The following is a 21017-nucleotide window of genomic DNA, read 5'->3' as shown; positions in this document are numbered from 1 at the left end:
AGGATTTTTTTGTTTTAGAGTTTTATTAAGCTTGAAGTTTTAATCGGAATTTATGAAGTTCCTAAGTTTAGATAGAAGTGTTGTATACCTTGTATTTACTGCGTTTAGGTTCTTTGATGAGTTCTGTAGAGTTGAAAAAGAGGGTGTTAAAATAAAAGCGATATTATAATTTTATAAAAATTTTAAGATAATTTATATCGTATTTAGGGTTAATTGCGTTCTTGTGTTGTAAAATCATCAATCAATCAATCAATCAATCAATATGAAGAATCTGTTTTTAGTCTTCGCCTTCCTATTTACCTCGTCTATCTGCTCTCAAGAAAAATCATTCGAAATCACAGGAGCCCTTAAAGCTGAAGATACCAATCTCCCTTTAGAATCTGCAACGGTCTATATTGAACGGGTAAAAGATAGCTCGGTTGTAACCTATACCATTTCCGATAAGGACGGTGCTTTTAAAATTGAAAACACAACTTACGATAAGGACTTAAACCTCTATGTGTCTTTTGTTGGCTATCGTACCTATTTTAAAAAAGTGGCGATTAATAAAGAAAAGATCAACCTAGGCACTATAACAATGCCTTTAGATAATGCGTTGGGTGAAGTGCTTATAAAATCTACAGCGCCAATTACTATAAAAAAGGATACCTTAGAATTTAATGTAAAATCGTTTAAAACGAAGAAGGATGCCAATGTCGAAGATTTATTAAAACAGCTGCCAGGTGTTGAGGTGGATGCAGAAGGGAAAATCACGGTTAATGGTAAATCGGTAAATAAAATTTTAGTTAATGGGAAGCCGTTCTTTGGTGACGATCCTACTATAACCACAAAAAATCTTACTAAGGACATTATTGAAAAAATTCAGATTGTAGATACCAAAACCAAATCGGAAGCTTTTACGGGAGAAGAAGGTGATAAGGAAAATAAAACCATAAACCTTACCATTAAAGAAGAAAATAATAAAGGTGTTTTTGGACGTGTGTCTGCAGGTGGCGGCACGGATGAACGTTATGAATTTGCCGGTATGGTCAATGTCTTTGATAACGATAGAAGAGTGAGTGCCCTTGTGGGAGGTAATAATACCAATTCGCCTGGATTTAGTTTCGGTGAAATTTCTAAAATGTTTGGTACTGGAGGTGGAGTTAGTTTTAACAGTAACGGCTCTTTTTCTATTGGCGGACGTTCCTTCGGTGGAGGAGAAGGTATTACGACGTCCCAAAATGCAGGGATTAATTATGCCGATGTTATTGGTGAGAAAACAGGGGTTTCTGCAGATTATTTTTACGCCTCAAGTGTTTCAGAAAACGAATCAGCAGCACAGCGTGAAACGATTTTATCCGATTCGAGATTTTTTACCAATTCCAATTCAAAATCCGACAGTGATATCGATAACCATTCAGCAAATATAGAGTTCGAAATAGAAACCGACTCCACGTTTCAGTTGACCATTTCACCGTCTATAAATTTATCAAAATCGCGAACACAATTTTCTAGTTTTGAAGAAACCTTAGATGAAGATTTGGTGTTAACCAACCAATCTAATGTGAATTCCAATGTAGAGCGAACGGCAAATACGTTTTCAAATCAAATCGAGGCTGCCAAGCGCTTTGGGAATAAAGGAGCATTTCTAACCTTAAAATTAGAGACTTCTGTAGATCAAGAAGACAGTGATGATTTTCTAAATTCAGATACCAATGTATATGGTGAAACTCCAGAATCTATTCTTAGAAATCAATATACTGATGGCGAAAATAGAGGTTATGGTGTTGCTGCAGAACTGGCATACCGTTTGCCTTTACTCGCTAAAAAATTGTTCTTGAATTTTGAATATGAATATGATATTAATAAAGATGCCAATACAGAAAGCACTTATGATTATAATGGCAGTACTTTAGGATTTACCGACTTTAACACCGAACTCAGTACTGATTTTAAGTATGCCGATGAGCAAAGTGTTCCTAGTATTGGACTTAGTTATAGTCACGATAAACTGTGGACCCGATTTAATGTGTCTTACAATTCACGCACATTAACCAATGAAGATGTGCTGCGCCCTCTGTTTAACGTAGAACGCCAATTTGAAAATATAGAAATTAACTCCGGAATCAGCTATAGATTTAGTCCAAAGTCATCCTTTTATGTCGATTATCGTTTAGAAAATACACCGCCAGCATTACGTCAGCTCCAAGCGTATACCGATGTGTCTAACCCTTTGGAAACCATAATTGGAAATCCCAATTTAGAACCTTCCAATAGGCATAGTTTTTATGGGGGTTACAATGGGTTCGATTGGCAAAAACGAACAGGGTTTTATATGAATTTTTATGGGTATGCGACCAAGAATGATGTGGTGAGTAAGACCCTTGTTGATGCCGAAACCTTAAAACGAACTACGACCTACGAAAATGTAGATGGGAATTATAATTACAACGTGTCGGGTAACTATAGTAAAGCCTTTAAGCTAGATACGCTAAGAACCCTAAAGCTACGATTAAGAGGGAATTATGGGGTGTCTAAAACCATTAACTTTAATAATGGGGTGAAGTATGCAAGTCATGTAAATACCTTTTCTCCACGTGTAGGTGTCGATTTTATTTGGGATAAAGTTTTAGAGTTTAAACCCTATTATACCTTAAGTTTTACCAATAATGCTTACGATATTGAGGCTTTTGAAGATAGAACGTTTACGAATCATGATCTTGGTTTAAAAACAACAACATTTCTACCTGAGAATTTAGAATGGCGTAACGATATCAGTTTTAATTATAATCCCGATGTTGCCGAAGGATTTCAAAGAAGTGCTTGGTTTTGGAATTCCACCTTAGCTTACAGTATTTTTAACGATAAAGCTGTTATAACTTTAAAGGTTTATGATTTGTTAGACCAAAATACTAATGCGCGCCGTGTAGCGACACAAGATTATATTGAAGATCGCCAAAGTACAGTGTTAAGACGTTACTTTATGCTGAGCTTGAGTTATAAATTTAATAGCTTAGGAAGTAAAGGTAAAACAGATAATGGTGGAGTTATCTTCTTAGATTAATAGTCCACAAAAGGCACAGAGAAGCACAGCACTTTAAAGGTGTTTTGGTTGTGGTTTAAGAATCTTAGGTCAACGAATAGGTATGTAAAATGGGCTATGGTTATCCTTCGAAAATCAGATTAATGGTATTCTTGGATTTGAAGTTAATACATGGTTTATGCATTTTCAAGGTTAGCTGTAAGCAGTTGGGGTTTACCAACCTCCAGAAGCACCACCACCGCCAAAGCTACCACCACCGAAGCCTCCGCCAAAGCCGCCACCAGAACTGCCGCCACCGAAACCACCAAAACCTCCTGAAGAGCCTTTAGAGTAGCTTCCGCGTCCTAAGTTGCTTAAAATAATGGCTTCTAGTAAGCCTCCAGATCCAGAACGGTGACCACCACTACCACCATTTCCTCCATTACTTTTTGAGATTGTAATCACAAAAATGATGAAAATAATGGCTAAAAAAAATAGAAAACCTATAGGGGATCCGTCGTCGCTAGTTTGTCTGGTGCCTTGGTATTCACCCGTCATGACTTCAAAAATAGCATCCGTGGCACGGTTGAGTCCGCCGTAATAATCGTTACGTTTAAAATAAGGAATGATATCGTTATTAATAATACGCTTACTCATTGCATCGGTGAGAAGATGTTCGGTACCCAGACCAGTGCTAATATTTATTTTTCGGTCGTCTCTAGCTAAAAGAATAAAAATACCATTATCCTTATCGGCTTGTCCAATGCCCCATTTTTCACCCCATTGAGCTCCTAAATAATTGATATATTCTCCATTGGTAGAGCTAATAATAGCGATAACAATTTGTGTGGATGTAGAATCGGAATAACGAATGAGTTTGTCTTCTAAATAACTTTTTTCTGAAGGGGATAGTAATTTAATCTCCTCATCGTAAACACTCGTTTGAAATTCTGGCTTTTCAGGTATTTCATACTGTGCCATCCCTAAAAGTGGCATAGCCAATACTAGCAGAAATAAAATTTGAAACGTGATGTGTTTATGTTTGTACATTACCCTTTTGAAATTGAATTATCTAATTCGTTTTTATCATTATGATCCCATGGAAAATAAGTTGCCAATGCTTGTCCAGCTTCGGTAATCCCATCAATTAGGCCTTGTTTAAAATGACCAGACTTAAATTGTGCAGCAATTTTATCGCGGGTGCTGTTCCAAAAATTAGGACCAACACTATTATTGATCCCTTGGTCTCCACAAATAACAAAGGACTTGTTGTCTACAGCAACATAAATAAGAACCCCGTTACGCTGTTGGGTGTTATCCATTTTTAGAAAATGGAACACTTCTAAAGCATGTTCATAAGTGTCAATATCACATTGCTGTTCAATATGTACACGAATTTCACCAGAGGTTTTTCCTTCCGCAATTCGGATGGCTTCAACAATCTCGGCTTCTTCTTTTTCGGTTAAGAACTGCTCAATATTTGGCATAAACTATAGGATTAAAAATCGAAGTTAACGTCTACGGCATTCTCACTACCTGGGTCAGAATTATATCTTGGCATATCTTCAAAACCAAACCAACCGGCTAAGATAGTTCCTGGGAATTTAGAAATGTGAATGTCGTAAATATTAACCTTTTCATTATAACGATCTCGTGCAACATTAATACGGTTTTCAGTCCCTTCCAATTGGCTTTGAAGCTCTAAGAAGTTCTGGTTCGCCTTTAATTCAGGGTAACGTTCTACGGAAACTAATAACTTAGATAACGCACCACTTAGTCCACTTTGGGCTTGTTGAAACTGAGCCATGTTTTCTGGGGTTATATTACTAACATCAATGTTTGTAGACGTTGCTTTAGCTCTAGCTTCTATGACGTCGGTTAGTGTCGATCTTTCAAAATCGGCTGCACCTTGTACAGTTTTCACAAGGTTCCCAATAAGGTCATTTCTTCGTTGGTAAGAACTCTCTACATTAGACCATGCTGTTTTTGCATCGGCTTCATAAGTGACTGCGGTATTATTAAATCCAACAGCCCAATTGTAAAGTGCAAAAGCAATAAGTGCAATTACGATAACAGGAATTAGCCATTTTTTCATGATAGTTAAGTTTTAAAGTTGTGTTTTTATTTTGTTCAATTGTGCTTTAATGCTTTCGAGCTTTTCAATAATTTCAAATTTATTTAAAGCTGATTTTTTCTCTTCCTTTAGGTGAGTTTTGGCGCCTTCTAAGGTAAATCCTCTCTCTTTTACCAAATGGTAAATGAACTTGAGATTTTTAATGTCTTCAGGTGTAAATTTACGATTGCCCTTCGCATTTTTTTTGGGTTTTAAAACATCAAATTCTTTTTCCCAAAACCGAATGAGCGACGAATTGACTTTAAAAGCTTCAGCCACTTCGCCAATACCATAATAACGTTTTTCTGGTAAATCTATATGCATCTTAATCTAGGGATTGGTTTTCTAAGGATGCTTTTTTCAGTAAAATGTCATATTCTTCAGCAGATAAATTGCCGTAGTAGAAGTTGATAGGGTTAATACGTTCTCCATCTTTAAACACCTCGTAATGTAAGTGTGGTGCTTCAGAACGACCTGTGCTTCCTACAAAACCAATAAGATCGCCTCGTTTTACACGTTGATTGACTTTTACGTTGTATTTGTATAAGTGTGCATAGAGTGAAACATAACCGTAGCCATGATCAATTCTAATATGGTTTCCGTAACCTGTAGATCTATTATCGGCACGTTTTATAACGCCATTTCCTGAGGCATAAATAGGAGTGCCACGAGGCGCCGTGAAATCCATACCGTAATGAAACTTTCTAACTTTTGTAAAAGGATCTGTTCGGTAGCCGTATCCCGATGCCATTCGGGTTAAATTTTCGTTACTTATGGGTTGTATGGCGGGAATGGCTTCTAAAAATTTCTCCTTATGGTCTGCTAATTTTGCAATTTCATCTAGAGATTTAGATTGCACTACAATAGCCTTCTCTAAGATGTCCATACGTTTATTACTTTCAGCTATAAGTTGCGAGTTGTCATAACCTTCGTATTTCTTATATCTATTGATGCCGCCAAATCCAGCACGTCGCTGTTCGGTAGGGATAGGATTGGCTTCAAAATATAATCTATAAATCGCATTATCGCGTTCTTCAACATTTTCTAAGGCCGCAATAGCATCGTCCATACGCTTGTTTATCAATTCAAATTGCAATTCCATATTCTGCAATTCGCGCGCTAATTGACGTTCTTTTGGCGATTCAATATATTGGCTTGCTATAAATACAAATAGAAATCCAAAGAGTGCTGCAGCGGTTAAAAAGACCCCTGCATATTTAATTGTTGTTGCTTTTTTTCGCTTTATTCTGCGATAAGAAAGCGTTTCAGAATCATAATAATATTTTACTTTAGCCATGTTTGAATTTATGCTATTTTTGCAGCTAATAAGAGTAGTACATAAGCTTCTTAATTTGCCTAACGACCAAAGATAAAAAAATAGTTTTGCATTTTTGGTAATTAATTAAAAACAAGATCTAATTTCAATATATGAAGTCTCAAGATATCCGTTCTAAATTTTTAAATTTCTTTAAAGAAAAACAGCATCTTATAGTGCCCTCTGCACCTATGGTTTTAAAAGATGATCCCACCTTAATGTTTGTTAACGCTGGTATGGCACCTTTTAAAGAATACTTTTTGGGGAATGCAGAACCTAAAAGCAATAGAATTACGGATTCTCAAAAATGTTTACGCGTTTCTGGGAAGCATAATGATTTGGAAGAAGTGGGTTACGATACGTATCACCATACCTTATTTGAAATGCTTGGGAATTGGAGTTTTGGCGATTATTTTAGAAAAGAAGCCATTGCTTGGGCTTGGGAATTATTAACCGAAGTATATGGCATAGATAAAGATATCTTATACGTTACGGTGTTTGAAGGGAGTGATGATGCTGATAATTTAGATATGGATACGGATGCTTATGACCTTTGGAAGCAATTTATTTCTGAAGATCGTATTCTAAAAGGCAACAAAAAGGATAATTTCTGGGAAATGGGAGACCAAGGGCCATGCGGACCTTGTAGTGAAATCCATGTTGATATCCGTTCTGCAGAAGAAAAAGCAAAAGTAGATGGGAAATCTTTAGTGAATATGGACCATCCTCAAGTTGTGGAGATTTGGAATTTGGTCTTTATGCAGTATAATCGAAGAGCCAATGGTACATTAGAAGCTTTACCTCATAAGCATATCGATACGGGTATGGGCTTTGAACGTTTGTGTATGGTATTGCAAGGTGTGCAGTCTAATTACGATACCGATGTGTTTACACCGATTATTCGCGAAATTGAAACCATTACCGATAAAAAATACGGGAAAGAGGATAAAACAGATATTGCAATCCGTGTTATCTCTGATCATGTTAGAGCTGTCGCATTTTCTATTGCCGATGGTCAATTACCAAGTAATACCGGAGCGGGCTATGTTATAAGACGAATTTTACGTCGTGCCATCCGTTACGGATTTACCTTTTTAGATAAAAAAGAACCGTTTATTTACCGTTTGGTAGAAGTGCTACGCAATAAGATGGGCGATGCTTTCCCAGAATTAAAAGCGCAACAAACCTTAATAGAAAATGTAATTAAAGAAGAGGAGGCGTCTTTCTTAAGAACCTTAGATCAAGGTCTGATTTTATTACAAAAAGTCGTTGAAGAAACTAAAGGCGATACCGTTTCTGGTGAAAAAGCTTTTGAATTGTATGATACTTACGGTTTCCCTATTGATTTAACGGCGTTAATTTTATCTGAAAAGAATTTAAAGCTAGATGAAAAAGGGTTTAAAGCACAGTTAGAAAAGCAAAAAAATAGATCGCGTTCAGCGAGTGAAACATCGACTGAAGATTGGACTGTTTTAGTTGAAGATGAGGTGGAAGAATTTATTGGTTACGATGCTTTAGAAGCTAATGTGAAAATTACCAGATACCGTAAAGTAACCTCTAAAAAAGATGGTGAAATGTATCAGTTGGTCTTTAACTTAACGCCATTTTACGCTGAAGGCGGTGGACAAGTTGGAGATAAAGGAACCTTGCAAGATGTTCATGGCGATCTCATTTATATTTTAGATACTAAAAAGGAGAATAACGTTATTATTCATCTGACTAAAAATTTACCAGAACATATTAATGAAAGTTTTAAAGCTGTGGTGAATGAAGAACACCGCGCTTTATCATCAAGTAATCACTCGGCAACGCATTTATTACATCAAGCGTTAAGAACCGTTTTAGGTACGCATGTAGAGCAAAAAGGATCCTTGGTAAAACCAGACGCTTTACGTTTTGATTTTTCTCATTTTTCTAAAGTAACTTCGGAAGAATTACAAGATATTGAAGACTTCGTTAATGCTAGAATAGAAGGGAAGCTTCCTTTAGAAGAGCAACGCAATGTACCTATGGAAAAAGCGATTGAAGAAGGTGCTGTAGCTTTATTTGGCGAAAAATATGGCGATACGGTAAGAACCATTCGTTTTGGAAAATCTATGGAATTATGTGGAGGTATTCACGTTAAGAATACCGCCGATATTTGGCATTTTAAAATTATTTCCGAAGGTGCTGTAGCAGCAGGAATTAGACGTATTGAAGCGATCACTAATAAAGCAGTAAAATCGTATTTTACAGATAATAACACCTCTTTTTTAGAGATGAAAGCCTTGCTTAACAACGTTAAAGAACCGGTTAAAGCTTTAGAAAATCTTCAAGATGAAAATGCGGAATTAAAGAAGCAAATTGAAGGCTTCTTAAAAGATAAAGCGAAGAACATTAAAGGGGAACTTAAAAATGAGTTAACCGATATTAACGGGGTGCAGTTTTTAGCGAAGAAATTAGATTTAGACGCAGCCGGAATTAAAGATGTTTGTTTTGAATTGGGAAGTCAGTTTGACAACTTATTTTTGTTATTTGGTGCTGAAAAGGATGGAAAAGCTATTTTATCCTGTTATATTTCTAAACCTTTAGTGGCGAGTCACGACTTAAATGCAGGAACTATTGTAAGAGCATTAGGAAAACACATCCAAGGTGGTGGTGGTGGACAACCATTTTTTGCTACTGCAGGTGGTAAAAATCCAGAAGGTATTGAAGCGGCTTTAGAAGCGGCTAAAGCATACCTTTAATATTTTCTCTGTACGCGTGCAGCAGCTATTATGAAATTACAAACAGCAATACCATTACCCAAGCAACAACATAATCTTATAGATTATCATTCTCAACTGTTGTTGCTTGGGTCTTGTTTTTCTGAGAATATAGGAGATAAATTTGCGCATCATAAATTTGAATCGCTAAGTAATCCTTTAGGGATCCTGTTTCATCCTTTAGCAATTGAGACCTTAATCTCTAGGGCCATTAATCTCGACTATTATAAAGCAGATGAGGTTCAATTTTATAACGAGCAGTGGTTTTGTTTAGATGCCCATTCCAAATTAAATAGAACCCACAAAGCGGATTTGTTAGCGGAATTAAACGCGCAAATTGATGCCACGGAAAAAGCTCTACGATCTTCTTCTCATGTGGTAATTACCCTAGGTACAAGTTGGGTGTATAGGCATATAGCTTCAGATGCTGTGGTGGCCAATTGCCATAAACTTCCTCAAAAACAATTTTTAAAAGAACTACTTCCGGTTTCACAAATCTCAGAGTCGCTCAGTGCTATAGTGAGCTTGGCGAAAAGCGTGAATCCTAAGGTCTCTTTTATTTTTACGGTATCACCGGTAAGGCATATTAAAGATGGTTTTGTGGAGAATACACAGAGTAAATCGCATTTAATTGCTGCCATCCATGAGGTGGTAGATCCTAGAGCGCAGCAGTATTATTTTCCGTCTTTTGAAATTATGATGGATGAATTAAGGGATTACAGGTTTTACGGCAGGGATCTGCTTCACCCTAATGCGCTTGCTGTCGATTATATTTGGGAGAAATTTAAAAGCGTTTGGCTAACGGATGAGGCTATAAAAACAGCCGAAACTGTTGCTAGCGTTCAAAAGGGATTACAGCACAGACCTTTTAATGCTGAGTCTGAGGCGCACCAAAAATTTATTCAGAATTTAGAGACTAAGATTCAAAAGCTTCAAGAAAAATTTCCAAAGCTCTCTTTTTAAAGTATTTCTCGTTTATTTATTAACTCGTACACTTTCTGGGACTAATACCGTGTAGTCACCGTCGTTTCTAAGCACATCGCGTACAATAGAAGAGGAGATAAAGGACGTTTTAGAAGAGGTTAATAAGAATACCGTTTCAATTTTAGAGAGTTTTCTGTTAGTATGGGCAATCGCTTTTTCAAATTCAAAATCCGCTGGATTACGCAGCCCTCTTAAAATAAATTCGGCATTAATCTCTCTACAGAAATCTATTGTTAAGCCTTTATAGGTCACAACTTTCACTTTAGATTCGTCTTTAAAAGCCTCTTCAATAAAGCGTTTTCTTTCCTCTAATGAAAACATATAGTTTTTATCAGAATTAATACCGATAGCCACAATAACTTCATCAAAAAGTTTAATGCCACGTTTAATAATATCGTAGTGGCCATTGGTTAAGGGGTCAAAAGATCCTGGAAATAATGCTCGTTTCATTCTAAAAAGATTGTGCTGCTTTTAAAAAGCGATAAGTTTTAAAGTCAAAGATAACCATTATTTTGTCATAGCTTCTTCAATGGCATTGGCAAACAAATCTTTCATACTTATTCCGGCCTGTGTGGCTTGTTTCGGTAGAATACTCTCGTTGGTTAAGCCAGGAACGGTATTAACTTCTAATAAATACGGTTCATCATTTTTAAAAATAAATTCGCTTCTAGAAAAGCCTTTCATTTTTAAAGTTTCGTAAATCCTTTTGGCTTCCACACTCACTTTTTGAGCATAATATTCAGAAATTCTTGCTGGTGTTATTTCTTGAGACTTCCCTAAGTATTTGGCTTCGTAATCAAAGAAATCATTTTCAGAAACAATTTCGGTAATCGGCAATACACGGGTTTCTCCTTGGTAAGAAATTACACCTACGGAAACTTCTACACCATCTAGAAACTGTTCTATTATAATTTCATTATCCTCTTTAAAGGAGTTGTCAATGGCGGCTTGTAGATCTTCTTTTTTATACACTTTAGAAATACCGAAGCTACTCCCAGCTTTATTGGCTTTTACAAAACAAGGTAAGCCTACTTTAGCAATGATGGCTGTTTCGTCTATAGGATCGCCAAAATTGAGGTAATAACTCTCAGCGGTTTTTATGCCGTAAGGTTTTAGAGTGGCAAGTAAGTCGCGTTTATTAAAAGTTAATGCCGCTTGGTACATATCGCAACTGGTTTGTGGGAGGTTGAGCAATTCAAAATAAGCTTGCATATACCCATCTTCTCCTGGGGCGCCATGGATAGCGTTAAAAACACAATCGAAAGTGATTTTAGAACCGTCTATATGTACAGAAAAATCATTTTTATCAATCGGAAATTCTTCATCCAAATCATTAACATAGACCCATTTATCTTTAAAAATATGGATACGGTACGCCGTGTATTGGTCTTGGTCTAAAGCCTTGTAAACCACGTTACCACTTTTAAGAGAAATTTGGTATTCACTAGAATACCCACCCATTATAATTGCAATATTTTTCTTCATTGTAGAGTTTAAAAAAGCGCGAGTGTAAATGTATAATTTATTTTTTATAAACTAATTCAGTTGTTCGTACGTATTTTATATATGTGTCGTTATTATTTCTTAGTTTTGCCAACAATTATTTGCTTATGAGTTTTGTAAAGTTTCTTACCAGTAAAGTATTTTTTAAACAAATTGCTTTAGCTATTGTAGCCGTTGTGGTTTTATGTTTTATTGTTTTAAAATGGTTAAGTGTAACCACTAATCATGGAGAATTTGTAACCGTTCCGGATTTAAAAGGAAAATCTTTGAAAACGGTAGGGATTGAACTTAAAGATCACGATTTAGCTTTAGAGATTCAAGACTCTGCAAATTACAATCCAAAATATCCAAAGTATTCTGTTATAGAACAAAACCCTAAAGCAGGAGCACAGGTTAAAGAAAATAGAAAGATCTACTTAATTTTAAATCCTTCTGGATATCGAAAAGTAGAAGTTCCTAATATCTTAAAACGAACCTTTAGACAAGCCAAGCCACAGTTAGAGGCTTTAGAGTTTACTATTGGTAAAATAACCTACAAAGACGCCATCGGTGAAGGGGTAATCTCAATGTCTCACGAGGGTAAAACATTAACACCTGGCACCTTGTTGCCTTTAACTTCTAAGATTGACTTAGTGGTGGGTAACGGTAAACTTTAATACTAAATAATGCCAAATATTCCTGATATTTCAGACGACAACGATAACGAATTATACGAGCATCATGCTTTTAGAGTTGTTGCGGGGCAGCAACCCCTTCGTATTGATAAATACTTGATGAATTTTATAGAAAACGCGACGCGTAATAAAATTCAAGCGGCGGCTAAAGACGGTAGCATTTTTGTAAATGATGTGCCTGTAAAGTCTAATTATAAGGTAAAGCCAAACGATTATATTACTGTAAAGTTTGAGCATCCGCCACATGAAAACCTTTTAATCGCTGAAGATATTCCTATTGATGTGGTTTATGAAGACGAGGATTTATTGGTGGTGAATAAACCTGCTGGTATGGTCGTGCATCCTGGGCATGGTAATTATTCAGGAACACTTATTAACGCCTTAATTTTTCATTTTGAAAATTTACCAAACAACTCAAGTGAACGACCTGGTTTAGTTCACCGTATTGATAAGGATACGAGTGGGTTATTGGTTGTGGCTAAAACAGAACACGCTATGGCGCATCTGTCTAATCAGTTTGCTAAAAAAACGAGTGAGCGTGAGTACGTTGCTATCGTTTGGGGTAATATTGAAGAGGATGAAGGCACGATAGAAGGAAATATTGGTCGTCATCCTAAAAATAGATTGCAAAATACAGTGTTTTTAGATGATGAAGAGGAGCAAGGGAAACCAGCAGTAACACACTTCAAAGTAATAGAACGTTTAGGTTACGTTACTTTGGTAAGTTGTAAGTTAGAAACTGGCCGTACCCATCAAATCCGTGTGCATATGAAGCATATTGGACACACGCTTTTTAATGATGAGCGCTATGGCGGGGAACGTATTTTAAAAGGAACCACCTTTACCAAGTATAAACAATTTGTTGATAATTGCTTTAAGATCTTACCACGACAAGCCCTACACGCTAAGACCTTAGGCTTTGTGCATCCGACTACAAATGAGTTTATGTCTTTTGAATCTGAAATTCCTGAAGATATGAGCCAATGTATAGAGAAATGGCGTCACTATGCTAGGCATATGGATGCTTAGTCTATAGAATAACGATATGAGCTAGAGTTTTACGCTTCTTAGAAGTTACCTTATATGGAGCGATGTTATTTTAAATGTTGAATTAGGATATACTGTACAGATCTCTTCTCTTCTTTACTTAATTTGAAATTGGGGGCGTTAAGCCGATATGGCATGGGGAGCTTCATAGCACTTTTCGGGTTCTCATGGGTATAGAAAATGCTTATAGTGATATCTAGATTAGTACTTCTTATTGTTTGAAACTTTTTGGGATACATTGTATTTTTACCTCACAAAAGAAATCGAATTAACATTAAATACCCAACCTGTATAGACAGGCTATAACATATGAAACTAGTATTATCTCCAGCAAAGTCCTTAGACTACGAAACGCCATTACCAACTTCTAAAACTACAGAAGGTCAATTTTTAAATGAAGCCGCTGAGTTGAATGAGGTGCTTAAAGCGAAATCGGCAAAGGAACTTTCAAAACTGATGCATATTTCAGATAATTTGGGGCAGCTTAATTACGAGCGTAACCAAGAATGGACCTTACCTTTTACAAAAGACAATGCTAGGCCGGCTATTTATGCCTTTAGTGGCGATGTTTACAAAGGAATTGACGCTTACACAATTGCTACAGATAAATTAGATAAGGTAGAGGATACCGTACGTATACTTTCAGGTTTATATGGTGTTTTAAAACCTTTAGACTTAGTGCAGCCTTACCGTTTAGAAATGGGGACTAAAATGCCAGTAGGCGAGCATAAAAACCTTTATGGATTTTGGCAGAAAAAAGTCACCCAAGCCTTAAATGACGAATTGGAAGAGGATGAGCTTTTTATCAACTTAGCAAGTAACGAGTACTTTAAAGCGATTGATACCAAGGCTCTAAAAGTTCCTGTTGTAAATATTGTGTTTAAGGAGTTTAAAAATGATACTTATAAGATTGTTGCCTTTTATGCAAAATTAGCACGTGGTTTAATGACGCGTTATATCATTGATAATGATGCTAAAACGCTAGATGACATCAAAGCTTTTAATTATGAAAACTACGGTTTTAGTGAGGCCTTATCTTCGGAAAATGAACTGGTGTTCACACGATAGTTAGTATTCAAATCTTTAATTTTTTAGCATGTACTATTTTTTAATTATCGCACTTCAGGTGTATTGCTTTTACCATGCTCATAAAAACCGAAAACCATTCTATTGGTATTTTGTGGTATTTTTTATTCCAGCATTTGGGTCTCTTATTTACATCCTTACACAGGTGAATGGGCGTAATCCCCAAGGGCAAATAAAGGAAGAACCGACAACGGTAATTAATCCAGTAAAACGAATTAAAACTTTAGAAGCGCAATTAAAGTTTATAGATACTTATGCCAATAGAATTGATTTAGCAGATGCGTATTACGCCAATGGCGATTATAACAGTGCCATTATGCACTATGAGAAAACTTTAGAAGATACTGTGCAAGATGAAAGCTATGCCAGAAAGAAACTTATCTTGTGTTATTTTCAGATTGGGGAATTTCAAAAGGTTTTGGCGGAGGCTGAATTTTTAAAGACAAAAACAGATTTTAAAGGCTCTAAACAACAGTTTTGTTATGGTTTAGCCTTAAGTGAATTGGGAAAACCTGAAGCGGCTGAAGCGGAATTGAAAACCATTGACCGTCCGTTTTCTAATTATGCAGAACGTTTAGAATTGGCTAAGTTTTACATAAGCCAACAGAAGTTAGACGAGGCTAAAACCTTACTTCAAGACATGGCTTCAGAATCTAAAAGCTTAACCAAACCTAACCGCAAATTATACGGCAGTACAATTGCTGAAGTGGAGCGGTTATTGGCAACATTGTAATAAAATAGACCGTATTTACGCTTTTATTTTCGTTTCTTTTTATAGTGACGTCCATACCATAATAAGATCCCAGTAACGGGTAAGGTGGCTGTGATTAAACTGATTAAAAACGCAAGGATTTTTCCGGCTAGACCTCCTATGGCACCAATATGAATATCGTAATTCATACGAAGTATCTTATCTGCAAATTTAGCATCCTTATACTTGCCATAAATTCCCGGAGTTTCTAATTCTTCTAGGGTATTCTGATCAAAGAATCTGAAATCAGCATCGTAATATAGGCCTTCGCTGTTTGAAACTTCAACATATATACTTTCTTCCTTATTTTCAGGATAATGAAGCTCGTAAGCTACGGCATTTGGTGATTCTTTTTGTAGCTTTACAATAAGGCGATCCATAGGTAATGTTTCAGGATCATTTAAGGCTTCACTTTCATTTTTTGGAATAATAAAAGCAGGGACTTTATCGCCTCCAGTAGATTTATAGACCACGTATTTTAACCAATTGTATGAGATTACAGATCCGGTAAAGGCTATAATTAATGCAAAGGCACAGATGTAAAATCCGACTACGGTATGAAGGTCGAAATTTTTACGTTTCCATCGGGTAGATTTTTTCCAATCGAAAGTGATACGTTGCTTTAGGTTTTTTCGCTTTTTAGGCCACCATAACACAAATCCGGAAATAATAATTAAGATAAAGATTAAGATTGATGCGGCCACCAATTGTTCGCCAATAGCTTTTGGAAGCCATAAGCGCATATGTCCTTTTAAGATAAAGGCGAAGAACCCTGTAAGGTGGTTGTCTACTTGAATGACTTCACCGCTATAAGGATTAAGAAATACACTCTGGTAAAATTCAGGTTCGGCATCGTAAAAAATAACTTCAACAGCGTCCTTTGGGCCTTTAAATACTGTGCCATGTACAGAATTGTTAGGGAACACGGCTTCAGCAAAGGTTTTTGCTTGTGTAGGAGTTAATTGCGGAGCATCTTGTGGGGTAACGTATTTATAGTCGTCATACAAGCCTTCAATTTCCTCTCTAAATGCCCAACAGCAGCCTGTAATAGCAACAATAAATACAACAATACCGGTAGCTAAACCTAATATCTTATGCAGTTGAAAGATGAATTTTTTTAATGCCATTACGCTGATTTAATTAAAAAGAGAGCAAACTTAAAATAAAGTTTGCTCTCTAGAAATGATTAATTTAGAATTTATAAGAGAAGGTCCCTAATAACACACGTTGCTGTTGTGGGGTTACGGTACTCCATCCTGAATAATAAGTTTCGTCGGTTAAGTTATTTCCTTTTACACTCACTCTAAAGGTGTCTGTTTCATAATAAATAGAGGCATTGAAAATGGTGTAAGCAGGGATGTCAAAACTACCGGTTACGGCTTTGTAATCTACCATAGTATCGTATTTACTTTGTCCGTTAAATCCGGCGCCGATACCAAAGTTTTTAAAGAATTTATAATCAGCCCAAAGGTTATAAGTAAATTCTGCTCCAGACTCTCCGTAACGGTTTCCTTCTAAAAATGTTGCTGAAGGCGAATCTGTAATTTCAGAATCATTATAACTAAATCCGGAGTGAATATTTAAGTTTGAAATTGGATTAGCGTTAACTTCTAACTCAACACCTTGACTGTTGACTTCTAGATCTTGTGTTTGGGTAGCCCAATAGTACTTATTGTCAACGTTGATGTTATAATAACTCAATGTGGCCTCTAATTTTCCGTTAAACATATTGGCTTTAGCACCAACTTCAAATTGGTTAGCTTGCTCTACGTCATAAGATTGTAAGGTTACGTCACCTGTATTAAAATCGGTGATGTATTGTGGATTAAGGTAAGAGAAACCATTTTGGTAGTTTGCAAATAATGATAACTCATCTAGAATAGGTTGGTAAACAATTCCGAACTTAGGTGAAAAGGTAGATTCAGTGTATTCTTGATCATCATCTCCAGCCGTATTACGGTCTCCTTGGTAATCAAATCGGTCATAACGAACACTCGCCATTACAGATAGTGATGGTAAAATATTAATCACATCAGAAACATAAGCACCAAAAACGTTTTGGCTAATATCACTATTTAAATAACTTAAACCAGATAACGCCGCACTTAAGTTTTCTTCATTAATAGCAGGTTCGCCATAGACTAAATCACCATCGATATTAATGGTATGTAAATATCCCCAGTTAGAGCTATTGTCAATAATATTGTAGTCTAAGTAATCTGCACCAACTAACAATTTGTTTTCTAAATCGCCAAGGTTAAAAATACCGGTAAAATTTTGTTGTAAGTTAAGCGTCTTTGTTCTAGAATCGGTGTCTTGTGCGTATAGGTTAAATAAGGCATCAGAACCGTTCCACAAATAGGTGTAATACCCTAATGATTTGGCTAAACCACCCGAAATTAAGGTTTGTGAAGACCATTGGTCAGAAATTTTCCAAGCTACTTCACCACGGTAATTTTGAGTAATGTTGCTAATTGTAACGTCATTACTAGTGAAGGATAAATCTGTATTGTAACCGAGCTCATCAATAGAATTAAACGCTAAAGGTGCATAACGGTTTAAGAATAAAAACGTCTCATTGGTTTGTTCATTGTCAGAGGCTTCATAAGAAAAGTTAAGCGTAACATCATTATTTATTTTGTATGATAATGAAGGTGCGATAAACACTGACTTTTTCAGACCTGCATCTTGAAAACTGTGTTCTTGCTGAAAACCTGTGTTGATACGGAATGATAATTTATCACTAGGACTTACATTTATATCGGCATTGAGTTTAGCAAAATCGTAAGATCCTCCAGAAACAGTGATTTCTCCACCAGTTCCGCTATGAGGCTTTTTAGTAATGATGTTAATAAGTCCACCGTAAGAGGTTACAGAACTTCCAAATAATGTTCCTGAAGGGCCTTTAATAACTTCTACACGTTCTACATTAGAAGGATTAATAAAACCATTAGTAATACCGGCAACACCATTAACAAGTTGAGGTTGTACGGCAAAACCACGACTAGAATAATACCCTGCGCCATCACCACTACGTCCTGTAGACGACCATAATTTAGTGATACCCGCCGCATTTTTTAAAGCATCTTCAAAGGTGTTTACGGACTGAGATACCAATAGTTGGTTAGTAATAGTATTGTAAACCTGAGAGTTCTCAATATTCTTTAAAGGCATTTTAGAAACATAGGCGCTCGTTTTTCTAGAAAATTTGTTTTTTCTATTCACGTCTAAAACTACTTCTTCTAAGATTTCATTTCCTTCATAAAGAGTTATAGTTTCTAAACTTAAATCTTGATCAGCGCTAAGGTTAAAATCAATTTCTTTCGTTTTAAATCCGACGTAAGAAATAGATAAGGTGTAAGATCCCGACGCTATATTGTCAAGTTTAAAAGTGCCACGCTCATCGGTTTGTATGCCTTTAGTACTGTTTTTAATAATAACGTTCACTCCGATAAGTGGCGTTTGGTCATTGTCGGTCACTTTTCCTGAGAGGCTAGCGCTCTGAGCAAAACTCATTTGAAAGCTCACAAAGAGAATTACAATGGATAAAATATGTTTCATCTTTTATTTTATTTAGACTTAATACAAATAGTTAGTGGCGGCAAAAGTATTTATGAAATTATTATAAAGCAAATTATTTATAATAAATCTAAATAGAGTTGAGGTGTTGGGTTTTGAACAGGACTTTAATTGACTGTAAATTAATAATGAACCATGATTTATTGGTCTGTTAAAAAAACAATTTTCGAGAAAGATTAAGGCGTTGATCTTTCAAAAACATAGCTTAAAGTGGGACTTTCAATTTAATTTTAAGCGTTAACCATTCTTATAAGGCTTTATTGAAGTTAGTCTAAAATGAATTGAAGGAAACTAGAGCTTGAAGAGTAACGCTGTAAAATAAACAGCATAATTCAAAATGCGTATTGGAGTCTAAATATGTCTAATTAATAACTAGGACATGTTTCGTTTATGTTTTTTTAAGTACTGGTATTGCAATTATTTTTATAAATTATATAAAATTACTTAGAGCACTTTATGTTTATACATCATCATCCTTATCCGCCTTTTATAAGAAAAGACACTCAAAAGCTTATTGTAGGAACGCTACCGCCTCCACGATTTTCTACAGGAATGCTATTTGAGAGCGATGTTGATTTTTGCTACGGAAGTTATTATAACTCCTTATGGCTGTTTATAGATAAAATACATAAGCTTAATTTGAGATTTGACAATTCTGCTGAAGCCGTGGAGCAACGTAAAGCCTATTTAAAAACACATCGTATAGGAATCTGTGATATTGTAGAAAGTGCTAAACGCGAAAAAATAGACGCTTCAGATCTTGGAATGCAGGCCATTAAGCTCCGTAATATAATAGGCTATCTTAAGCAATTTCCAAATGTGGATACCATTTTGTTTACTGGAGGAAATTCTAAAAATGGTCCTGAATATTTATTTAGAAAACACTTAAAAACTCACGGTCTTAAGTTAGAAGTTGTAGAGCCAGATGTGCCTCGGGTACACCGCTTTAATTTACCTGAAACTTCAGAAGAAAATCATGGGGGAGCCAACACGGTTAGGGTTATAAAAACGGTTTCCTTAACCTCAGTATCTGGGGCGGCCAATATCTCCATTAGTAGAATGCCGCTGTACAAACAGCTTAAGGCTCGGAATCCAGATTTTAATACCTTCGATTTTAGAATGCTTCAGTATTCAGAGTTTCTTTAAGCATACCGATAAGTTTCATTAGAACCTCTCGTCCTCCCAAAATAAGAGAATCATTACGTTTTATTAATCTCTACGTTCTTTTTTGAATGGGGATTTGAGTTAAAATTCAGTAGTAAATGAGATATCGCAGCAATTATAAATTTTTACCTTTAAGCACCTTAGGTGAGCCATTTTATGAATACAACCCAAGGGCGAACTTTATAATACATTTTTGCAAAAGCGAAAACAATAAGCAGATAACGCATGAAAAAGAGTTTACAGATTAGCAATACCATAGCCTTAATTATTACCATATTTATTAATTACCTATCCAATACCGGGGCATTAAATGACACAACCATAGGAGAAGTCTCCAAAAGTTATAGTTCCTTATTCACGCCCGCGGGTTACACCTTTGCGATTTGGGGAGTTATTTATATGTTGCTTTTAGGATTTGTAATCTATCAGGGAAGAAGTTTGTTTGTAAAAACGGCTAATGATGATTTTATCTTAAAAACCGGATGGTGGTTTGTAGCCTCTTGTGCTTTTAATAGTTTGTGGGTTTTTGCTTGGATTTATGAATTTACGGGGCTGTCTTGCATTTTTATTTTCTTATTACTGTTTTCATTATTAAAGATTGTCATGAACAACAGAATGGAGTTAGACGACAAGCCTTTTCCTGTCATTGCGTTTCTCTGGTGGCCTTTTGTTATCTATTCGGGTTGGGTTACCGTTGCCAGTATAGCCAATGTTTCTACTTATTTGGTAAAAATAAATTGGTCGGGTTGGGGACTTGCAGAGGTGCATTGGGCGCTAATTATGATTAGTATTGCGATAGCGATAAATCTTTTGATTACTTGGGAGCGTAATATGAGAGAGTTTGCTTTAGTAGGAGCTTGGGCCTTAATTGGTATCGGGAAAGCAAATGCAGAATTGTCTAATCCCATTACAACAGTAGCCTATATAGGAGCTGTCCTTTTACTACTTAGTAGCATGCTCCATGGGTTTAAAAATCATAAAACAAACCCTTTTATAAAGTTTTTGCAATGGCGAAAATCGTAGTATTTATAATATAATACACGATTTAGTAGAGTC

General features: G+C 36.0%; 18 protein-coding genes. 9 read left to right on the top strand and 9 right to left on the bottom strand.

The window, feature by feature from the left end:
- Positions 1 to 262: 262 nt before the first annotated feature.
- On the top strand, positions 263 to 3043 hold the full coding sequence (locus DFQ08_RS11510) for an outer membrane beta-barrel protein (RefSeq protein WP_114310158.1): 2781 nt from the start codon (positions 263 to 265) through the stop codon (positions 3041 to 3043).
- Positions 3044 to 3235: 192 nt separating this feature from the next.
- On the opposite strand, the gene DFQ08_RS11505 is transcribed toward DFQ08_RS11510, so the two are convergent.
- The 5 genes from DFQ08_RS11505 to DFQ08_RS11485 are packed head-to-tail and all read right to left on the bottom strand — an operon-like array spanning position 3236 to position 6411.
- Positions 3236 to 4051, bottom strand: a complete 816-nt coding sequence (locus DFQ08_RS11505; protein WP_114310157.1) for a TPM domain-containing protein — start codon at positions 4049 to 4051, stop codon at positions 3236 to 3238.
- Positions 4051 to 4488: a TPM domain-containing protein gene (locus DFQ08_RS11500; RefSeq protein ID WP_114310156.1), complete on the bottom strand. Its 438-nt coding sequence runs from the start codon at positions 4486 to 4488 to the stop codon at positions 4051 to 4053. The genes DFQ08_RS11505 and DFQ08_RS11500 overlap by 1 nt, the downstream gene beginning before the upstream one ends.
- Before the next feature lie 11 nt (positions 4489 to 4499).
- Complete coding sequence (locus DFQ08_RS11495) at positions 4500 to 5096, bottom strand: LemA family protein (RefSeq protein ID WP_114310155.1); 597 nt, start codon at positions 5094 to 5096, stop codon at positions 4500 to 4502.
- A gap of 12 nt (positions 5097 to 5108) precedes the next feature.
- Positions 5109 to 5438 carry a MerR family transcriptional regulator gene (locus tag DFQ08_RS11490; protein ID WP_114310154.1) on the bottom strand — a complete coding sequence of 110 codons (330 nt, stop codon included), beginning with the start codon at positions 5436 to 5438 and terminating at the stop codon, positions 5109 to 5111.
- A gap of 1 nt (position 5439) precedes the next feature.
- Positions 5440 to 6411 carry a M23 family metallopeptidase gene (locus DFQ08_RS11485; RefSeq protein ID WP_114310153.1) on the bottom strand — a complete coding sequence of 324 codons (972 nt, stop codon included), beginning with the start codon at positions 6409 to 6411 and terminating at the stop codon, positions 5440 to 5442.
- Positions 6412 to 6542: 131 nt separating this feature from the next.
- Here DFQ08_RS11485 and alaS point away from each other — a divergent pair, with 131 nt between their 5' ends.
- Positions 6543 to 9155: an alanine--tRNA ligase gene (alaS, locus tag DFQ08_RS11480; RefSeq protein WP_114310152.1), complete on the top strand. Its 2613-nt coding sequence runs from the start codon at positions 6543 to 6545 to the stop codon at positions 9153 to 9155.
- A 30-nt stretch (positions 9156 to 9185) separates the two neighbouring features.
- Positions 9186 to 10136, top strand: coding sequence for a GSCFA domain-containing protein (locus DFQ08_RS11475; protein WP_114310151.1), 951 nt, complete (start codon positions 9186 to 9188; stop codon positions 10134 to 10136).
- A 12-nt stretch (positions 10137 to 10148) separates the two neighbouring features.
- Here the strand turns inward: DFQ08_RS11475 and coaD are convergent, their stop codons facing one another.
- Positions 10149 to 10607 carry a pantetheine-phosphate adenylyltransferase gene (gene coaD / locus DFQ08_RS11470; protein ID WP_114310150.1) on the bottom strand — a complete coding sequence of 153 codons (459 nt, stop codon included), beginning with the start codon at positions 10605 to 10607 and terminating at the stop codon, positions 10149 to 10151.
- A gap of 57 nt (positions 10608 to 10664) precedes the next feature.
- Complete coding sequence (locus DFQ08_RS11465; protein WP_114310149.1) at positions 10665 to 11642, bottom strand: D-alanine--D-alanine ligase; 978 nt, start codon at positions 11640 to 11642, stop codon at positions 10665 to 10667.
- A gap of 125 nt (positions 11643 to 11767) precedes the next feature.
- Here DFQ08_RS11465 and DFQ08_RS11460 point away from each other — a divergent pair, with 125 nt between their 5' ends.
- The 4 genes from DFQ08_RS11460 (at position 11768) to DFQ08_RS11440 (ending at position 15200) form a co-directional block, all read left to right on the top strand.
- Positions 11768 to 12316, top strand: a complete 549-nt coding sequence (locus DFQ08_RS11460; protein WP_114310148.1) for a PASTA domain-containing protein — start codon at positions 11768 to 11770, stop codon at positions 12314 to 12316.
- A 9-nt stretch (positions 12317 to 12325) separates the two neighbouring features.
- Positions 12326 to 13363, top strand: coding sequence for an RluA family pseudouridine synthase (locus DFQ08_RS11455; protein WP_114310147.1), 1038 nt, complete (start codon positions 12326 to 12328; stop codon positions 13361 to 13363).
- Between the two features lie 327 nt (positions 13364 to 13690).
- On the top strand, positions 13691 to 14449 hold the full coding sequence (gene yaaA, locus DFQ08_RS11445; protein WP_114310145.1) for a peroxide stress protein YaaA: 759 nt from the start codon (positions 13691 to 13693) through the stop codon (positions 14447 to 14449).
- A gap of 28 nt (positions 14450 to 14477) precedes the next feature.
- Complete coding sequence (locus DFQ08_RS11440; protein ID WP_114310144.1) at positions 14478 to 15200, top strand: hypothetical protein; 723 nt, start codon at positions 14478 to 14480, stop codon at positions 15198 to 15200.
- A 23-nt stretch (positions 15201 to 15223) separates the two neighbouring features.
- Here the strand turns inward: DFQ08_RS11440 and DFQ08_RS11435 are convergent, their stop codons facing one another.
- The gene (locus DFQ08_RS11435) at positions 15224 to 16345 is read right to left on the bottom strand and encodes a PepSY-associated TM helix domain-containing protein (protein WP_114310143.1); all 1122 of its coding nucleotides are present in this window, start codon (positions 16343 to 16345) and stop codon (positions 15224 to 15226) included.
- A 64-nt stretch (positions 16346 to 16409) separates the two neighbouring features.
- Positions 16410 to 18779 carry a TonB-dependent receptor gene (locus DFQ08_RS11430; RefSeq protein ID WP_114310142.1) on the bottom strand — a complete coding sequence of 790 codons (2370 nt, stop codon included), beginning with the start codon at positions 18777 to 18779 and terminating at the stop codon, positions 16410 to 16412.
- A gap of 474 nt (positions 18780 to 19253) precedes the next feature.
- On the opposite strand from DFQ08_RS11430, the gene DFQ08_RS11425 reads away from it, so the two are divergent.
- Both DFQ08_RS11425 and DFQ08_RS11420 read left to right on the top strand, forming a co-directional pair.
- Entirely contained in the window at positions 19254 to 19943 is a 690-nt protein-coding gene (locus tag DFQ08_RS11425; RefSeq protein ID WP_114310141.1) for a uracil-DNA glycosylase family protein, read from the top strand.
- A gap of 243 nt (positions 19944 to 20186) precedes the next feature.
- Positions 20187 to 20984 (top strand): tryptophan-rich sensory protein, encoded by a 798-nt coding sequence (locus DFQ08_RS11420; RefSeq protein ID WP_114310140.1) that lies wholly within the window; start codon positions 20187 to 20189, stop codon positions 20982 to 20984.
- Positions 20985 to 21017 lie beyond the last annotated feature (33 nt).

This window comes from Winogradskyella arenosi, from assembly GCF_003337305.1.
Classification (GTDB): Bacteria; Bacteroidota; Bacteroidia; order Flavobacteriales; family Flavobacteriaceae; genus Winogradskyella; species Winogradskyella arenosi.
Note: the sequence above shows the minus strand (reverse complement) of the source record. Positions and strands in the feature narration are given on the sequence as shown.